We start from the raw sequence: 16,305 nt of genomic DNA, 5'->3' as shown, positions 1-16,305 counted from the left end.
TAGACCAGAAGTCGGGATGACCATGACCTCGAGCCCTCCCTCGGCGTTGACCATCGCCGGGTCGGACTCCGGCGGCGCCGCCGGGCTGCAGGCGGACCTGCGCACGTTCCTGACGTGCGGCGTGCACGGCCTGGTCGCGGTCACCGCCGTCACCGTGCAGAACACCCTCGGCGTGCACGATCGCGCCGACCTGCCGCCGCACATCGTGGCCGGGCAGATCGAGGCCGTGGCGGCGGACATGGGCGTCGGCGCGGCCAAGACGGGCATGCTGGCGTCGGCCGAGATCATCCACGCGGTGGCCGAGGCGTGCGACGAGGCCGGGATCGGCCGCGACGAGAAGATCCCGTTCGTCGTCGACCCGGTCGCGGCGTCGATGCACGGTCACCCGCTGTTCGACGAAGCGGGCCTGCACGCCCTGCGCGACGAGCTGCTCCCGCGCGCGACGGTCCTCACGCCGAACCTCGACGAGGTCCGCCTGCTGACCGGCATGACCGTGCGAGACCGCGAGGGCATGCACACCGCGGCGGTGGTGCTGCACCGGATGGGCCCGCGGTACGTCCTGGTCAAGAGCGGCCACCTGCAGGCCGACCCCGAGTGCGTGGACCTGCTGTTCGACGGCTCGACGTTCGTGGAGCTGCCCGGCAAGCGGTACTCGACGCCGCACACGCACGGCGCGGGCGACACGATGGCGTCGGCCCTGACGGCCGGGCTGGCCAAGGGCATGCCGGTCGTCGAGGCGGCGCGGTACGGCAAGTGGTTCGTCTCGCACGCGGTCGAGCACGCCTACCCGATGGGCGCCAAGGTCGGACCGGTGTCGGCCTTCTGGCGGCTGGCACCCGAGGAGCGCTGAGCACGCGCCCGGCCGAACGCCAGGAACGAGTCATTCACGGCGCTCGCTGCGGCGTTCTTCCGCGGCAACCGGAACGGCTCAGCGGTCCTCGTCCGCGATCAGCGCCTCCAGCGCCGGGATCGCCGCCGTCAGGGCCTCGCGGTGCTCGGGCGTCAAGCGGTCGAGCCGCCGGTTCAGCTCCTGCACCCGCGTCGACCGGACGCCGGACACGAGCCGCTCGCCCTCTTCGGTCGCCTTCGCCAGCCACGCGCGGCGGTCGACCGGGTCGGACTCGCGGCTGACGTACCCCGCCTCGACCAGCGACGCGATGATCCGCGACATCGTCGCCGCGGCGACGCCCTCCTTCGCTGCGAGGTCGCCGAGGCGCAGCTGCCCGGAGATCACCAGCGTCGCGAGCGCCGAAATGGCGCCGTGGCCCGGGCCGGGCACGCCGGCCTGGCGCAGGGACCGGGACAGCCTGCCGACGGCGAGGTACAACCTGCCCGAGGTGTCCTGAACCGAAGTGGTCACGGCTGGCTCCTTCTGCCCTGGCCCCGCCGCGGATGCGCCGGAAAGTGCCGTCCACCTTACGGGTTCGCGGTGCACGTTCGGCGTTAAGGCACCCCGGTTCACCGGGGTGGACTCGACGCCTGCGCCCAGAACCGCTGCGGCACGCGCCCCGCGCTCCTGGCCAGGTGACCCGCGACGACGGCCGACCGCATCGCCGCGGCCATCCGTTCGGGGTCCGTCGCCCGGGTGACGGCGGTGGACAGCAGGACGGCGTCGCAGCCGAGCTCCATCGCCAGCGTCGCGTCGGACGCCGTGCCGATTCCGGCGTCCAGGATCACCGGCACGCCCGCCCGCGAAACGATCAGCTCGATGTTGTGCGGATTCCGGATGCCGAGGCCGGTGCCGATCGGCGCGCCCAGCGGCATCACCGCGGCGCAGCCGGCTTCCTCCAGCCGCAGCGCGAGCACCGGGTCGTCGTTCGTGTAGGCGAACACCGTGAACCCGTCGGCGGCCAGCCGTTCGGCGGCGTCGAGGGTCTCGATCGGGTCCGGCAGCAGCGTCCGGTCGTCGGCGTGCACCTCGAGCTTGATCAGATCGGTACCGAGGGCCTCCCGCGCGAGCTGCGCGGTGAGCACGGCTTCGGCGGCCGTGCGGCAGCCCGCGGTGTTCGGCAGCAGCTCGATGCCGAGCCTCCTCAGGAGTTCGAGGACGCCGGAGCCGCCTTCCGCGTCGGCGCGGCGCATGGCGACGGTGGTCAGCTCGGTGCCGGACGCGACCAGCGCGCGTTCGAGCACGGCGAGGTTCGCGGCGCCGCCGGTGCCGATGATCAGCCGGGACGTCAGCTTGCGGGTGCCGATGACCAGCGGTTCTCCGTCCACTTCAGCCTCCCTGGACCGCGGTGAGCACGTCGACGCCCGCGCCCTTGGGCACGGCCGTGGTGGGCCAGTCGCTCCGGCGGACGACGACGCCGTCGACCGCGACGGCGATGCCGGGCCGCTGCCCGCCGGACGCGTCGAGGACGTCGGCGACGGTCGCGCCGTCCGGGAACTCCGTCCACGTCCCGTTGAGCTTGATCTCCATCACACGTGCTCCTTCTGGTGCAGGCGGGCGGGCGAAGCCGCTTCGATGCCTTCCGGCGGCTTCTCACCCTCGAGCCAGGCGAGGACGGCGTCCGCGGTCACGGGAGCCATCAGCAGGCCGTTGCGGTGGTGCCCGGTCGCGGCGAAGACGCCGTCGTCCAGGACGCCGACGTACGGCAGCACGTCCCGGCTGCCGGCGCGCAGGCCCGCGGCGGTCTCGGCCAGCTCGTACTCGGTGATCGCGGGGAAGACGCGTTCGGCGCCCTCGATGAGCTCACGCACGCCGCGCGCGGTGACGGCCTGGTCGAAACCCGCTTCGTACTGCGTCGCGCCGAGGACCAGCTCCTGGTCGCCGCGCGGGACGAGGTAGATCGGCCGGCCTTCGACGACGGCCCGCACGGTGTGCGTCGGCGGCGGCAGGCAGCCGCGCCGGGGCTTGAGACGCAGGATCTCGCCCTTGAGCGGGCGGACGGCGTCGGCGAGCTGCGGGTGCAGCCGTCCGGTCCAGGCGCCGGCGGCGAGCACGACGGCGTCGGCGGCCGGGGGTTGTTCCACGCGTTCCCGGACGAACCGGACGTCGTGGTTGACGCAGGCGGCGTACAGCGCGTTGAGCAGCTTCCGGTTGTCCACGGCCAGGTCGCCGGGCACGTGGAGTCCACTTCGGACGGATCCGATCCCCGGTTCGAGCCGCTTGGCCGCCCGCCCGGTGAGCCGCTCGGCCGCGCGGCCGAGCGTGTGCAGGTGCCCGGCGAGGATGTCGAGGTAGCCGGCGTCGGCGCTGTCGAACGCGACGACGAGCGTCCCGTGCTCGGCCAGCCCGGGGTCGACACCCTCCTGCGCGAGGTCGCTCGCGAAGCCGGGCCAGCGGCGCAGCGACTCCTCACCGAGGCGGAGGACGTCTTCCTCGCCGGGCCAGGCCTCGGTGACCGGGGCGAGCATGCCGCCGGCCAGCCAGGACGCGCCGCCGCGGACGGGTTCGGGGTCGTGGAGGGTGACCGCGTGGCCTCGCGCGGCGGCGCGCCACGCGGCGGACAGGCCGATCACGCCGCCACCGACGACGGCCAGGGTGTTCGTCATGGGAATCACGCTCCCTGCGCCGGCATGACCCGGATCAGGTTCCACGGTCGGAGCGGCAGCTCCCTCTCAGCCCGTCCTCGGGCTCCCGTGCGGACCCATCCACCTTAACTCGCGGGGTACGGTCGCCGCTATGCCCGCCCTCTCCGGTGACAAGATCCGCGCCCGCCTCGACAGCGCGCGCCTGTACCTGTGCACGGACGCCCGCACGACCCGCGGCGACCTGGCCGCGTTCGCCGACGCGGCCCTGGCCGGCGGCGTCGACATCATCCAGCTGCGCGACAAGACCGGCGCGTTGGAAGCCGCGGGCGAGATCGCGGCGCTGGAGGTGCTGGCCGAGGCGTGCGCCCGGCACGGGGCGTTGCTGTCGGTGAACGACCGCGCGGACGTGGCGCTGGCGGTCGGCGCGGACGTGCTCCACCTGGGCCAGGACGACATCCCGGTGACCTTGGCCCGGCGAATCCTCGGCGACGACGTGGTCATCGGGCGCTCGACGCACTCGGTTCCGCAGGCCACGGCGGCGGCGTCGGAGCCGGGCGTGGACTACTTCTGCACCGGGCCGTGCTGGCCGACACCGACGAAGCCGGGCCGGTCGGCGCCGGGGCTGGACCTGGTCCGCGCGACGGCTGCGGCCGCGCCGTCACGGCCGTGGTTCGCGATCGGCGGCATCGACGGTTCGCGGCTCCCGGAGGTCCTCGACGCGGGCGCGTCGCGGATCGTGGTGGTCCGGGCGATCACCGAAGCCGAGGACCCCGAGGCCGCCGCCCGCGCGCTCCGCTCCCGGCTCCCCTGACCGACGTCACGGGGTCGGGGTGGTCACCGCGCCCTGGCTGGTCGCCGGGGCTGACGTCGTCGGCTGCTGGGCCGTGGTGCTGGGTGTTGTCGATGTCGTCGACGGCGACCCGCTCGACGTCGTCGGCGGGGTGGTCGTCTCCGTGGTCGTCGACGGGGTCTCGCTCGGGGACACCTGCGTGTCGTTCGTGCTGGTGGTGGGTGTGGTCGACGGTGCCGGATCCGTGCCCCCCGAACCGCCGCCGAAGATCTTGCCGATGCTCGCGCCCGTGCCGCCCGCCACCTTGCCGCCGGTGGCCGCGTCGACGCCGACCACCGCCAGGATCGCCACCGCGAACGCCACCACGCTCGTCCCGATGATCAACGGCCAGCGCAGCTTCCGCAGCCGCGCGGACAACCGCGAAGGTTCCTCCGGCGGCTTGGCCAGCTGCACCGTCGGCTGGTCGGTGATCGGCACCTCCGGCCCGGCGTGACCCCGCCGCCGGATCCCGGACGTCGCCAGCTGACGCGCCTTGAGCGCCGCCTCGCGGGTGCGCTGCAACGAGCGCAGGTAGAGCTCACCGCCGACCGTCGACACCACGCTCGCCACGCCGGCCCCGACCACGGTGCCCGCCACGCCGAGCGTCGACCCCAGCAGCGCCGCGGTCACCGCCGCGAGCGCCGTCGCCAGGACCTGCGCGATCCTCAGGCCTGACTTCTCTTCCTTCGCTTCGGAAGCCGCTGCGTTCTCCTTGCTCATGATCCCGATCCGGTAGTAAGTCTTCTCCCCTGTCCAACGTCTAGGGCGCGCGAGGAACTCCCCACGTTGCCACGACGTGAGGAGGACCACTCACACTGTCCATAATAGACAGTGCTGATCGAACACTTTCTTGACATACTCGGCACATGGAACTGGTGACGATATCCGACATCGAGGCGGCGACGAAGCGCGTCCAGGGTGTCGCCGTGCACACACCCTTGTTGCTCCAGACCTGGGATCCCCGCGGAACCCTGTGGCTCAAACCCGAAAATCTGCAACCGGTCGGCGCGTTCAAGGTACGCGGCGCGTTCAACGCGATCGCCGCGCTCGACGACGAAAGCCGCTCCCGCGGGGTCATCGCGTACTCGAGCGGCAACCACGCGCAGGCAGTCGCCTACGCCGCGCAGCAGTACGGCGTGCCCGCGGTGATCGTCGTGCCGGACGTCGCGCCGCGGATCAAGGTGGAGGCCACCCGCGGGTACGGCGCCGAGGTGATCGAGGTGCCGATCGGCGAACACGAGGGCAAAGCGCACGAACTGGCCGCCGAACGCGGGCTGACCCTCATCCCGCCCTACGACGACGCGGCCATCATCGCCGGGCAGGGCACCGCGGGTCTCGAGATCGCCGAGGACCTCCCCGACGTCGAGGTCGTGCTGGTACCGGTCAGCGGCGGCGGGCTGGCCTCCGGCGTCGGCACCGCGATCAAGGCTCGCGCGCCGCGCGCGAAGGTCATCGGCGTCGAGCCCGCGCTGGCCGGCGACACGACCGAGGGGCTGCGCCTCGGCCGCCAGGTCGACTGGCCGCAGGCCGACCGCGCCCGCACGATCGCCGACGGCCTGCGCGCTCAGCCGTCCGAGCTGACCTTCGCGCACCTGCGGGAGGTCGTCGACGCGATGGTCACGGTCACCGAGGACGAGATCCGCGAGGCCATGCGCACCCTCGCCCGGAAGGCCCGTCTGGTCGCCGAGCCCAGCGGCGCGGTGGCGACGGCGGCGTACCTGTTCCACGCCGGGGAGCTGCCCGCCGGGCGCACGGTCGCCATCGTCTCGGGCGGCAACGCCGACCCGGCGCTGTTCGCCGAGATCCTCGCGGGCTAGGCGCCGGCGACCGGGGTCCCGCGGCGCACGTGCGTCGGCGGGCCCTCGACGCCGCAGTGGTAGCACTCGCCCAGGTGCGGGGACTCGTCCGCGGCCGAATCCGGCGCCGGTGCCTCCGACGGCGGTTCGAGCACGCCGTTGTGGATGCCCAGCGCGATCAGGCCGCCGACGATGGCCAGCGCGGCGCAGATGACCAGCGCCGTCCGCCAGCCCGCGGTGAGCGCCACCGGGTCGGCGTACGCCTCGCCGGTCAGGCCGGCCGCGGCGGGCAGCACCGCCACCGCCAAGAGCCCACCGGAGCGCGCGATGGCGTTGTTGACGCCGGACGCGACACCGGCGTAGCGGTCCGGGGCCGCGGCGAGCACCGTCGCGGTCACCGGGGCGACGACCGTCGCCAGGCCGAGCCCGAACACGACGACCGCGGGCAGCACCGTGCCGAGGTAGGACGCGCCGGGCGCGATGCGCAGCATCAGCAGCATCCCGATGCCGACGACGATCGGACCGACCACCAGCTGCGTCCGCGGGCCGATGCGCTGGGCCAGCGCCCCCGAACGCCCGGACAGCAGCAGCATGATCACCGTGAGCGGCAGCCCGGCCAGGCCGGACGCCGTCGGCGAGTAGTGCAACGACACCTGCAGCTGCATGACCAGCAGCATCATCACGCCGCCGAGCGCCGCGTAGACGACGAACGTCAGGGCGTTCGAGAGCGTGAACGTCCGGTCGCGGAACAGCGACGGCGGCACGAGCGGCTCGCGCGAGCGGTGCTGGACGATGACGAACGCGGCCAGTCCCGCGATCCCCAGCAGGCCCGCGACCAGCACGATCGGGTCGCCGATGCCGCGTCCGGGCGCCTCCACCAGCGCGCCGGTGACCCCGGCGAGGCCGATCGCGCCGAGCGCGGCAGCACCGAAGTCCGGGTGCCCGGTCGCGTCCGGGTCGCGGGACTCGGGCACGAACTTCCGGGCCATCAGCACGACGACCAGCGCGATCGGGACGTTGATCAGGAACGCGAGCCGCCACGACCAGACCTGGACGAGGAAGCCCCCGAGCAGCGGGCCGGCGGCCGCGGCGATGCCGCCGAGGCCGGACCAGGCGCCGATCGCGCGGGCGCGCGCGTCGTGCGCGAAGGACGACTGGAGGATCGCGAGCGACCCCGGCGTCAGCAGCGCCCCGCCGACGCCCTGCAGGATCCGCATCGCGACCAGCATCTCGGTCGACACGGCGGCGGCGCACAGCCCGGAGGCGACGCCGAACCAGACGACGCCGATGAGGTACATGCGGCGCCGCCCGTAGCGGTCACCGAGGGAGCCGGCGACCAGGATGAGCGCGGCGAGCGCCAGCAGGTAGCCGTCGAGGATCCACTGGAGGCCGGCGACGGAGGCGTTCAGCTCGGCGCCGATGCGGGGCAGGGCGACGTTGACGATGGTGCCGTCGAGCATCGCCATGCCCGACCCGAGGATCGTGGTGGCCAGCACGCCGCGGGCGGCGTGCGTCCCCCAGCGGATCCCGGTGTCTTCGGTGGCAGTCACCTGCTTACTCCACCGTTCGCGGAGACCGCCGTCAACAGCGGGTCACGGCATCAGCGTCGTGACGAACTTGTACCGGTCGCCGCGGTAGACCGAGCGGGCGTACTCGACCGGCTTGCCGTCCGTGGCGAACGAGTGCCGGGTCAGCCGGAGCACCGGCATGCCGACGTCGGCGCCGAGCATTTCCGCCTCTTCCGGACCGGCGAGCGACGTCTCGATCGACTCTTCGGCGCGTTCCAGTTCCACGCCGTAGTGCTCGCGGAGAACGGCGTACAACGAACCGCCCGCCGAGACGTGCTTGCGCAGCCCGCGGAATCGGCCGGCCGGCAGGTGCGAAGTCTCGAGCGCCATCGGCTGCGAGTCCGCCAGTCGAAGCCGTCGAAGGCGAAGGATTTTCGCGCCAGAACGGATTCCGAGCAGTTTCGCGAGGTCGCCCTCGGCCGGCAGCTCCTCGAGCTCCAGCAGCTTCGAAGACGGCTTCAGGCCCTGCCGGCGCATGTCCTCGGTGTAGGACGACAGCTGCAGCCGCTGCGCGAGCTTCGGCTCGGCCGCGAAGGTGCCTTTGCCCTGCACGCGGTGCAGGCGGCCCTCGGCGGTCAGGTCGGCCAGCGCCTGGCGCACGGTGGTGCGGGAGACCGTGAACTCCCCGGCGAGCGCGCGTTCGGTCGGGATCGGCGACCCCGGCGGCAGCACGTCCAGGAGGTCGAGGAGGTGCTGTTTCAGCGCCCAGTACTTGGGCTCGCGCTGCCCGCGCATCCCGGCGACGGCGGCCGCCTCGCCCGTGGTGGTGGTCTCCAACATGCCCGACTCCCTATGTCTTCCCTCATCGCACGCCACGTCCCCGTAAGAAACGTACCCTTTTCCCCAAACGCGCCGCCCCACTAACATTGGTCTAGACCTGACCGACGCCGCCTGAGTCCGGTACATAATGCCGGAGGTGGAGAGGAAAATGATGACCGAACAACGGCCCGGCGAGCACATGGCCGCGGAGATCGCCCAGCAGCCGGACGTCCTGGCCGGACTGGTCGCGCGTCAGGCGGAAATCGCCGAGGTGGCGGAAAAGATCTCACAACGGCCTCCGCGCTTCGCTTTGCTCGCGGCGCGTGGGTCGAGTGACCACGCAGCGTTGTACGCGAAGTACCTGATCGAGGTACTGCTCGGCCTTCCGGCTGGTCTTGTCTCCCCGTCCACGGCGACGCTGTACGGCGCGCGGCCCGATCTGCGGGACGTGCTGTTCGTCACGGTCAGCCAGAGCGGTGGCTCGCCCGACCTGATCGAGGTCACCGAAACGGCGCGCCACCAGGGCGCGCTGACGGTGTCCGTCACCAACACCCCGGACTCGCCGCTGCGGGCGGCGTCCGAGCTCGGCGTCGACATCGGCGCCGGCGTCGAGAAGGCCGTCGCCGCGACCAAGACGTACTCGGCGACGCTGATGGCGCTCTACCTGCTGATCGACGCGGTCCGCGGCGGCAAGGCGGCCGACGCCGAGAAGATCGGCGAGCTGGCGCAGCAGACCCTGGACGGCGCCGCCGAGGGCGTCCAGCGCGCGGTCGACCGGTACCGCTTCGTGGACCGGGTCCTCACCACCGGCCGCGGCTACTCCTACGCCAGCGCGCTCGAAGGCTCGCTCAAGCTCGCCGAGACCAGCTACCTGGCCGCTCGCGCGTACAGCGGCGCGGACCTGCTGCACGGCCCGGTCGCGGCGGTGGACGGCGAGACCGCCGTGCTCGCGGTGACCAGCAAGGGGCAGGGCGGGCAGGCGATGCACGAAGTCCTCGAGGCCGTCGGCAAGCGCGGCGCGGACGTGCTCGCGGTCGGCTCGGCCGCCTCGGAGGTGCCGGCGGCGCTGCGCATCGACGTCGCGCCGACGGTCGAAGAGCTGGCGCCGATCCTGGAGATCCTGCCGATCCAGCGGATCGCGCTCGGCCTGTCGCTCGCCCGCGGCGGCGACCCGGACAGCCCGCGCGGCCTGCTGAAGGTGACCAAGACCAGGTGAGCTTCGCGATCGGCGTCGACGCCGGCGGCACGTCGACCAGGGCTGCCCTGGTCGACGCCGCCGGCGTCGTCCTGGGTACCGGGCGCGGCGAAGGCGCCAACCCCAACGCGCACGCGCCGGAGGTCGCCGCGGGGCGGATCGCCGACGCGATCACCGACGCGCTGGGCACGCACGACCCGGGCGCGGTGCGGGCGTGCGTCGTCGGCATGGCCGGGGTCAGCAAGCTCAGCGACGTGCGCGTGGCGGCGGAATTCGACGCGGCGTGGGCGCGGATCGGACTCACCGGCGTACGGGTGGTCGCCGACGCCGAAGTGGCGTACGCGTCCGCGACGTCGGCACCGGACGGCACCGTGCTCGTCGCCGGCACCGGTTCCATCGCGGGCCGGATCCGCAAGCGCCGGCTGGCCGGCACCGCGGGCGGCTACGGCTGGCTGCTCGGCGACGAAGGGTCCGCGTTCTGGCTGGGCCGCGAAGCCGTCCGATCCACTTTGGAGGCTCTCGGGCGCGGCCTTCCCCTGGCCGGACTCCCGTCGGCGGTGCTCGCCGCCGCGCTCGGACCGTCCGGTGTGGACGTCCGGTCCGACGCGGAGCGGCTCGCGGCGTCGCGGGCGTTGATCACCGCGGCCAACGCCGAGGCGCCGGTCCGGCTCGCCCGCTTCGCGCCGTTGGTGAGCGCGGCGCACGACGCCGGCGAGCCCGCGGCGCGCGAAATCGTCACCCACGCGGCGGAACTTCTGGTCCGCAACGCCCTCGCCGCACGCGAACCCGGCGAAACGACCCCCGTGGTGCTCGTGGGCTCGGTGCTGACCGGAAAGAGCCCGGTCGGCGCCCTCGTTCGCCGTGGATTGGCCGGTCTTGAGGTGCTGACCAGCTCGGATGGGGTGCTCGGGGCGGCCTGGCTCGCAGCCGTGGACGCCTTCGGCGAAGGGGTGGCTAGACCAGTATTTCCCTAAAATTTCCGCGAAACGCGGCGCGAACACGTCAAAGCGTCGACTGAACCCGGGTAGTCCGGGTAACGTAGGCAGTGGCCCCCGGACCCTCCCCCCTCGCCGGGGGCCGCCTTATGTCCTGGGTACGTCGTCCGGGCCGGTTTCGGGGGCCAGTCGCAGGCCGGGGTGTTCCGCGGGCAACGCCCGGTAGAGCACCCAGCCGCTCACCGCCACGGTCAGCGCGACCAGCGGCCACGAGAGCACCGTGCGGGCCACGCCGAGCGCGATCACCTGGCCGGACCACCACAGCAGGCCGTAGATCACCACGCGCAGCGTGTACTGGCCGAACACCCACACCCAGCTGGCGCGCGAGTACGCCTTCAGCAGCACGGGGTCGCGGCGCCAGCGCGTCTTCTGGCCGAGCACCAGTCCGACGACGACGCCGAGCAGCGGCCAGCGGACCACGATGCTGGCCGCCCAGAGCAGCGCGCTGGCCACATTGGACATCAGCTGCAGCAGGAAGAAGTCCTGGGCCCGGCCGGTGTGCAGGGCGATCAGCGCGGCCGCGACGACGGCGGCGAGGCTGACGACCAGCGCGCGGACCTTCCCGCCGCGGACGATCCGGTAGACCCCGAGCGCGACGGCGACGACGATGGCGGTGCCGGCGCCCCACGCGATGGACTGCCCGGCCGCGAGCCAGCCGACGACGAAGCCGGCGGGCGGGATGCTGGCGTCGAGCGCGCCCCGGCGGCCGCCGAGGATCTGCGCGAGCGACTCACGGGGTTCTGCGGACACGTCTCCAGCCTGCCGGATCGTGCACGGGAGGCCGTGGACAGGGAGATCTTCGCCACAAATTGTCTGGTGTTTGCCTTCGAGTGTGCTGTGTCACGGCATGCGAGGGGTGAAGACTACGTAATAGAGAGGCGGGGAAGGCCGACAAGATAAGACACTGTTACCGCAGGCTGAACACCGGTGGGGCCCGGATGGTTAGTTGGGGTGTACAACTACATGTCGGGGAGTGTGTCGGTCGCAGGACGGGAAGGGGACCCAACGTGTACGGATTCGACAGCTATGTGGCGATCGGTGACAGCTTCACCGAGGGGCTCAACGACAAGCTGCCGGACGGCTCGTTCCGCGGCTGGGCCGACCGGCTCGCGGAGATCCTGGCGGCTGGGCGCACCGGCTTCCAGTACGCGAACCTGTCCCTCCGGGGCAAGATGCTCGACGAGATCATGGACGAGCAGCTCCCGATCGCGCTGGAACTCAAGCCCGACCTGGTCACGCTGTGCGCGGGCGGCAACGACATCATCGTCCCCGGTGCGGACGTCGACGCGGTGGCGGCGCGCTTCGAGGAAGGCGTCGCGAAGTTGCGCGAAGCGGGCATCCCGGTCCTGATCTTCAACGGCCCGGACACGAAGGTCCTCTCGGTGATGTCGGTCCTGCGCGGCAAGGTGGCGATCTACAACACCCACCTGTGGGCGATCGCGGAGCGCCACGGCGCCCGCATGGTCGACCTGTGGACGATGGGCCCACTCCACGACCGCCGCGCCTGGAGCGACGACCGGCTGCACTTCTCACCGGAGGCCCACCGGCGCATCGCACTGAAGTCGGCCGAGGTCCTGGGCATCCCGATCGAGGGCGACTGGCGCGAGCCGTGGCCGTCGGAGGCGGCCCCCTCGCGGTGGATCGACTCGCGGCGGTCCGACCTGACGTGGACGAAGGTGCACCTGCTGCCCTGGATCCGCCGCCAGCTGCGCGGCCAGTCGATGGGCGACGGGTTGTCCCCGAAGCGGCCGCAGCTGGCGCCGTTGGTCCCGCTGGACGTGCTCGAGGTGCCGTTGGAGGTGCTGGAGGTGCCGGACAACGCCCAGCCGCGGCAGCAGGCCAGCTGACGCTTCCTCGGAGCCACCGCCGGATCGCCCGGTGGTGGCCTTCGCGCGTCTTGGCCCGGTTCGCGAGGTTCCTCCTGCCGGCGCCCAAGGCCCCACAGACATCCCCCGCCGCTCCCAGGGGGGCTGCCCCGAGTCCATCGTATCGCCCATCTCTGACACAAAGTGCCGGAGCGATCACAGCGCAGCCAGTTGTCCACATGTCGACTTACCTGGGGACAACTTGTGGACGACCACCCTTCTCCAGGTCGCCAACCCGCTTCCCCGGGCTTACAGTCCCCTTATGTCCGGTGGTCGGCGCTGGATCCTCGTGGTCCCGATCGCGGTGCTGGTCACAGCGCTGCTGGCGGGGGCCGTCACCTGGGCTCGAGGCGGGACCATCGAGCGCGATCTCACCGCCGACTCCGGGGCCGCGCTCGTCGGCGCCGGGCTGGCCAAAGGCAACGTCACCTTCGACGGCCGGGACGCCAGCCTCAGCGGCTTCGCCCCCGACCAGGCGCTGCGCGCCCTCGAAATCGTCCAGAACGTCGACGGCGTCCGGACCGCTCAGCTGCAAGGCGACGTCACGCCCGTGGCACCCAGCAGCGCGACACCGGCACCGGTACCGACCACCGCGCCCGCCACCAGCAGCCCGCCGCCGACCACCAGCGCCACCGCCCCGCCGCCGCCCACCGACAAGGCCGGCGTGCAGGCCGAGATCGACCGGATGCTCGCCGAGGCGCCGATCACCTTCGTGCCGGACACCGCCCAGCTCACCCCGGAAGGCGAGCAGGCCGCCCGCGCCGTCGCGATCGCGCTCGCCAAGTCGCCGGACACCTTCCGGTACCGCGTCACCGGTCACGTCGGCCGGGGGCCGGGCGGCGAAAGCGCCGCGCTGAAGCTCTCCCGGGACCGCGCCAGGGCCGTCGCGCGGATCCTCACCACCAACGGGCTGACGGCCAAGCGCGTGACCTCCCGGGGGCTGGGCGACACCCGGCCGGCCACCGGCGGCGAAGAGGACCGGCGCGTCGAGATCATGGTCGTTTGAGGGGTGAGTGAGCAAATGGTGTGGCTGTTCGGGCAGATCTGGCTGTGGCTGATCATCGCCTTCGCCCTCGGCGCGCTCACCTCGTGGCTCGTCCTGCGCACCGCGCAGCGCCCGAAGGCGACCCCTGAGCCCGTCGAAGACGCCTACTACGAACCCGAGCCCGAACCGGCGGCCGCCGAGCAGACGCAGTTCATCCCCGCGGCCTGGATGCAGCCCGAAGCCGACCGGGCCGAACCCGTCGACGACGAGCCCGAGCCGGTCGGCCACCGGGAGGGACACCTTCCGCTGCCGCCGCAGCGCGGCACGGAGGCCGAGGACTGGCCCACCGAAGAAGAACCGGCCTGGCCGGAGAACGAAGAGGCCACCCCGCGGTGGCCGCAGCAGCCTGGACGCGGTGGCTGACACCCATCCTGGTAAGTTCGGCTACGCACTGTGAGCGAGGCCGAGGAGGAGTGGCGTGGCGCTCCCCCATTGGACGCCCCAGCAGGTGCTGCCGCCGGGCCGCCACGCCTGCGACCTCGCCGACGTCTACGAGCGCCTGGTCTTCGACGCACCGCACCAGAACGACCGCGAGATCCTCTTCAGCGCGCTCAACAGCTACCTCGGCGTGGCCCGCCGCATCATGCCGTCCGGCCGCGCCTGGATCGGCGGCGAGCTGGTCACGCGCACCGCGCACCCGCCGCGCGGCCTCGACGTCGTCCTCATCCCGGACGAGTGGGGCGCGCTGAAGCGGCTCGACGACGCCGGCCGGTCGGCGCTGTACGGCTTGCTCACGCTGCGCGGCGTGATCGTCGGGCAGCCCGCGATGTACCTCGATCAGGTTCAGCCGGTCGGGGGCATGCTGGACGGCTTCCTGTGCCGCCCCGGCGACGAAGACGTCTGGGCCGAGGTCTGGGCCGAAGGCGGCAAGGGCTACCCGGAGATGATCTGGTGAGGAACGCGTTCCGGCGCATCGCCGACGAGATCCCCGGCGGCACGTGGCTCGACGACCTCGCGCGCGCGTCGGCGATGGCCGCGAACGCCAAGTTCGAGCGGACGTCGCGCTCGCCGCTGCTGCACGTCTCGGTGATCGGCGAGCAGATCATCGACGCCTACACGTTCTCCGACATCAGCCGCGCGCTGCAGGACGCGACGGCCAAGATCGGGCACATCATCCGGAACCCGTCCGGCGAGGTGACCCAGGTCCAGCAGGCCGACCGCGACAAGGCGCCGCTGATCCAGCGCGGCCAGGCGGGCAACGCGATCTTCTTCGGCTTCCCGGAGCTCGACGTCTCCGACGACGCGCTGATCGTCGACGGCATCGAGACGCTGTCCGAGCGGGCCGTCAAGGAGCTGTGCGACTTCCTGCCGGCGAACGGCTCGGACGACGGCGCGCTCGACGCCGTGCTGCTGCAGCGCGACACCGTCCGCAACGCCGTGAGCGACATCGTCAACGCCGTCGCGAAGAACGCCGGCATCGGGATGGCGCTGACGCCGACGGCGGGCGAGCAGGTCACCCGCAGCATGACCACCGAGCAGGCCCGGATCCTGCAGGGCAGCCTCCGGGAGTCGCGCGAGGCCGTCGGCTACGAGACGGTGCGGGGGCGGCTCGACGGCGTGCGCACCCGGCGCCGGATCTTCTACCTCGACCGCGAGTCGGGCGGGACGATCCAGGGCGCGGTGGCGCCGGACCTGCTCGACGAGATCAAGGAGAACCTCGACCGCCCGGTGACCGCCCGGCTGCGCGTCGTGCGCACGACGACGATCGACGGCCGGCGCGGCCGTCCCGTTTTCGAACTCCTCGAAATCACTCCCGAAGTGAGCCTCTTCGACTGAGAAGTCCGGTATACGACCTTCGTCTTGAACGGTGGTACCGACGGTCGTCGTAGGCCCCACGGTGGTACGCGGATGTCCGTGCGGTATTTACGATTCCGCTGCGAGGTCACGCCGTGATCTCCCCAGACGGGCGGCCGAACAGTGGGAACTCCGATATTCTTCCCATTGATCACCGGGCCACACCCTGCCCGCGATGTCAGGAAATACCGATACCGCGCGCAAAATGGTGGGACAATGACTTTTTCCAGAATGTAACAATTTCGTTCGGGGGCACTCTTATGGGTTAACGTCGTCGCACTCGCACCCGAAGGGGCCCGCATGATGACCGACCCGCAGTACCCGCCGCCGACCGCCGCGCGCCATGGACGGCCCGCGCCACCGGTGACGGCCACGGAGCGTCGTCAGGCCAACGCGAAGCCCGGGCGGAACATCCTCGCGATCGCCGGCCTGCTGCTCGGCGTGGCCGCCCTGGTGGTCGCTTTCGTCCCGGACTTCGGATTCGTCGCGTGGCCGCTGGGCGGGATCGGGCTCGTCCTGGCGGTCATCGGGCTGGTCCAGGCGAAAAAGGGCACGGTGGGCAACCGGGGGCTCGCGGTCACCGCGAGCGTCGTCTCGGTCGTGGCGCTGCTCTCGACGGCCGGGGTGCTGCTGTACTCGACCTTCATCGGCGGCGGCGACGCCGGGCTGCACCTGCCCGCGGTGGCCGGGGACAAGCACTCCGTGACGTTCCAGGTGACCTCCGCCGGCGGCGCCACCGTGCGTTACGGCAGCCTGTCGGACCAGCGGACCGAAAACGCGCCCGCGAGCACCGACGCGTGGCAGGGCGAGGCGTCCTACAACAATGGCTCGTACCTGCTGACGCTCACCGCGGACACCCGCAATTCGCAACTCAACAACGAAATCAGCTGCGCCATTCTGGTCGACGGCAAGAAGGTCGCGGAAAACAGCGGGACGACGATCGCGCTCTGCACGGCGAACGTGAGCTGAGGTCTTCCGCCGAGCC

19 protein-coding genes and 1 riboswitch are annotated in these 16,305 nt (G+C 72.1%); of the genes, 11 read left to right on the top strand and 8 right to left on the bottom strand.

All coding sequences use genetic code 11. The features are described 5' to 3' along the window. The first annotated feature begins 16 nt into the window (after positions 1 to 16). Positions 17 to 850 (top strand): bifunctional hydroxymethylpyrimidine kinase/phosphomethylpyrimidine kinase, encoded by an 834-nt coding sequence (gene thiD / locus OG738_RS15355; RefSeq protein ID WP_329054591.1) that lies wholly within the window; start codon positions 17 to 19, stop codon positions 848 to 850. Between the two features lie 78 nt (positions 851 to 928). On the opposite strand, the gene OG738_RS15350 is transcribed toward thiD, so the two are convergent. The 4 genes from OG738_RS15350 to thiO all read right to left on the bottom strand — a co-directional run bounded on the left by OG738_RS15350 (position 929) and on the right by thiO (position 3,495). Further along, positions 929 to 1,360, bottom strand: a complete 432-nt coding sequence (locus OG738_RS15350) for a MarR family winged helix-turn-helix transcriptional regulator (protein WP_329054590.1) — start codon at positions 1,358 to 1,360, stop codon at positions 929 to 931. A gap of 98 nt (positions 1,361 to 1,458) precedes the next feature. After that, complete coding sequence (locus tag OG738_RS15345; RefSeq protein WP_329054589.1) at positions 1,459 to 2,217, bottom strand: thiazole synthase; 759 nt, start codon at positions 2,215 to 2,217, stop codon at positions 1,459 to 1,461. A gap of 1 nt (position 2,218) precedes the next feature. Further along, positions 2,219 to 2,419 carry a sulfur carrier protein ThiS gene (gene thiS, locus OG738_RS15340; RefSeq protein ID WP_329054587.1) on the bottom strand — a complete coding sequence of 67 codons (201 nt, stop codon included), beginning with the start codon at positions 2,417 to 2,419 and terminating at the stop codon, positions 2,219 to 2,221. Next, a complete protein-coding gene (thiO, locus tag OG738_RS15335; RefSeq protein WP_329054586.1) occupies positions 2,419 to 3,495 on the bottom strand; it encodes a glycine oxidase ThiO in 1,077 nt (358 codons plus the stop codon). Before thiO ends, thiS begins: the two co-directional genes overlap by 1 nt. After that, positions 3,490 to 3,594, bottom strand: a riboswitch (TPP riboswitch). (Overlaps the previous gene by 6 nt.) Before the next feature lie 31 nt (positions 3,595 to 3,625). On the opposite strand from thiO, the gene thiE reads away from it, so the two are divergent. Beyond that, positions 3,626 to 4,285, top strand: a complete 660-nt coding sequence (gene thiE / locus OG738_RS15330) for a thiamine phosphate synthase (protein WP_329054584.1) — start codon at positions 3,626 to 3,628, stop codon at positions 4,283 to 4,285. Between the two features lie 6 nt (positions 4,286 to 4,291). On the opposite strand, the gene OG738_RS15325 is transcribed toward thiE, so the two are convergent. Further along, on the bottom strand, positions 4,292 to 5,023 hold the full coding sequence (locus tag OG738_RS15325; protein ID WP_329054582.1) for a hypothetical protein: 732 nt from the start codon (positions 5,021 to 5,023) through the stop codon (positions 4,292 to 4,294). A gap of 146 nt (positions 5,024 to 5,169) precedes the next feature. Here OG738_RS15325 and OG738_RS15320 point away from each other — a divergent pair, with 146 nt between their 5' ends. Further along, positions 5,170 to 6,120, top strand: a complete 951-nt coding sequence (locus OG738_RS15320) for a threonine ammonia-lyase (protein WP_329054581.1) — start codon at positions 5,170 to 5,172, stop codon at positions 6,118 to 6,120. Here OG738_RS15320 and OG738_RS15315 read toward each other — a convergent pair. Together OG738_RS15315 and OG738_RS15310 are read right to left on the bottom strand one after the other, a co-directional pair. After that, positions 6,117 to 7,649, bottom strand: coding sequence for an MFS transporter (locus OG738_RS15315; RefSeq protein ID WP_329054579.1), 1,533 nt, complete (start codon positions 7,647 to 7,649; stop codon positions 6,117 to 6,119). The two genes, OG738_RS15320 and OG738_RS15315, sit on opposite strands and share 4 nt — an antisense overlap. A gap of 42 nt (positions 7,650 to 7,691) precedes the next feature. Continuing rightward, complete coding sequence (locus OG738_RS15310; protein ID WP_329054578.1) at positions 7,692 to 8,447, bottom strand: GntR family transcriptional regulator; 756 nt, start codon at positions 8,445 to 8,447, stop codon at positions 7,692 to 7,694. Between the two features lie 148 nt (positions 8,448 to 8,595). Here OG738_RS15310 and OG738_RS15305 point away from each other — a divergent pair, with 148 nt between their 5' ends. Together OG738_RS15305 and OG738_RS15300 are read left to right on the top strand one after the other, a co-directional pair. Further along, a complete protein-coding gene (locus tag OG738_RS15305; protein ID WP_329056709.1) occupies positions 8,596 to 9,642 on the top strand; it encodes an SIS domain-containing protein in 1,047 nt (348 codons plus the stop codon). After that, positions 9,639 to 10,595, top strand: coding sequence for an N-acetylglucosamine kinase (locus OG738_RS15300; protein WP_329054576.1), 957 nt, complete (start codon positions 9,639 to 9,641; stop codon positions 10,593 to 10,595). Before OG738_RS15305 ends, OG738_RS15300 begins: the two co-directional genes overlap by 4 nt. Positions 10,596 to 10,703: 108 nt before the next feature. On the opposite strand, the gene OG738_RS15295 is transcribed toward OG738_RS15300, so the two are convergent. Beyond that, entirely contained in the window at positions 10,704 to 11,366 is a 663-nt protein-coding gene (locus tag OG738_RS15295; RefSeq protein WP_329054575.1) for a DUF3159 domain-containing protein, read from the bottom strand. 257 nt (positions 11,367 to 11,623) lie between these two features. Here OG738_RS15295 and OG738_RS15290 point away from each other — a divergent pair, with 257 nt between their 5' ends. The 6 genes from OG738_RS15290 to OG738_RS15265 all read left to right on the top strand — a co-directional run bounded on the left by OG738_RS15290 (position 11,624) and on the right by OG738_RS15265 (position 16,289). Next, positions 11,624 to 12,463, top strand: coding sequence for an SGNH/GDSL hydrolase family protein (locus OG738_RS15290; protein ID WP_329054573.1), 840 nt, complete (start codon positions 11,624 to 11,626; stop codon positions 12,461 to 12,463). 280 nt (positions 12,464 to 12,743) lie between these two features. Continuing rightward, on the top strand, positions 12,744 to 13,487 hold the full coding sequence (locus OG738_RS15285) for an OmpA family protein (protein ID WP_329054572.1): 744 nt from the start codon (positions 12,744 to 12,746) through the stop codon (positions 13,485 to 13,487). 3 nt (positions 13,488 to 13,490) lie between these two features. Further along, complete coding sequence (locus OG738_RS15280; protein WP_329054570.1) at positions 13,491 to 13,889, top strand: hypothetical protein; 399 nt, start codon at positions 13,491 to 13,493, stop codon at positions 13,887 to 13,889. 55 nt (positions 13,890 to 13,944) lie between these two features. Further along, positions 13,945 to 14,421, top strand: coding sequence for a DUF6932 family protein (locus tag OG738_RS15275; RefSeq protein ID WP_329054568.1), 477 nt, complete (start codon positions 13,945 to 13,947; stop codon positions 14,419 to 14,421). After that, a complete protein-coding gene (locus tag OG738_RS15270) occupies positions 14,418 to 15,302 on the top strand; it encodes a hypothetical protein (protein ID WP_329054567.1) in 885 nt (294 codons plus the stop codon). The genes OG738_RS15275 and OG738_RS15270 overlap by 4 nt, the downstream gene beginning before the upstream one ends. A 318-nt stretch (positions 15,303 to 15,620) precedes the next feature. Then, entirely contained in the window at positions 15,621 to 16,289 is a 669-nt protein-coding gene (locus OG738_RS15265; protein ID WP_329054565.1) for a DUF4190 domain-containing protein, read from the top strand. Positions 16,290 to 16,305 lie beyond the last annotated feature (16 nt).

The organism is Amycolatopsis sp. NBC_01488, from assembly GCF_036227105.1.
GTDB lineage: Bacteria > Actinomycetota > Actinomycetes > Mycobacteriales > Pseudonocardiaceae > Amycolatopsis.
The sequence above is the reverse complement of the archived record's forward strand: the minus strand, read 5'-3'. Positions and strand labels throughout refer to the sequence as shown.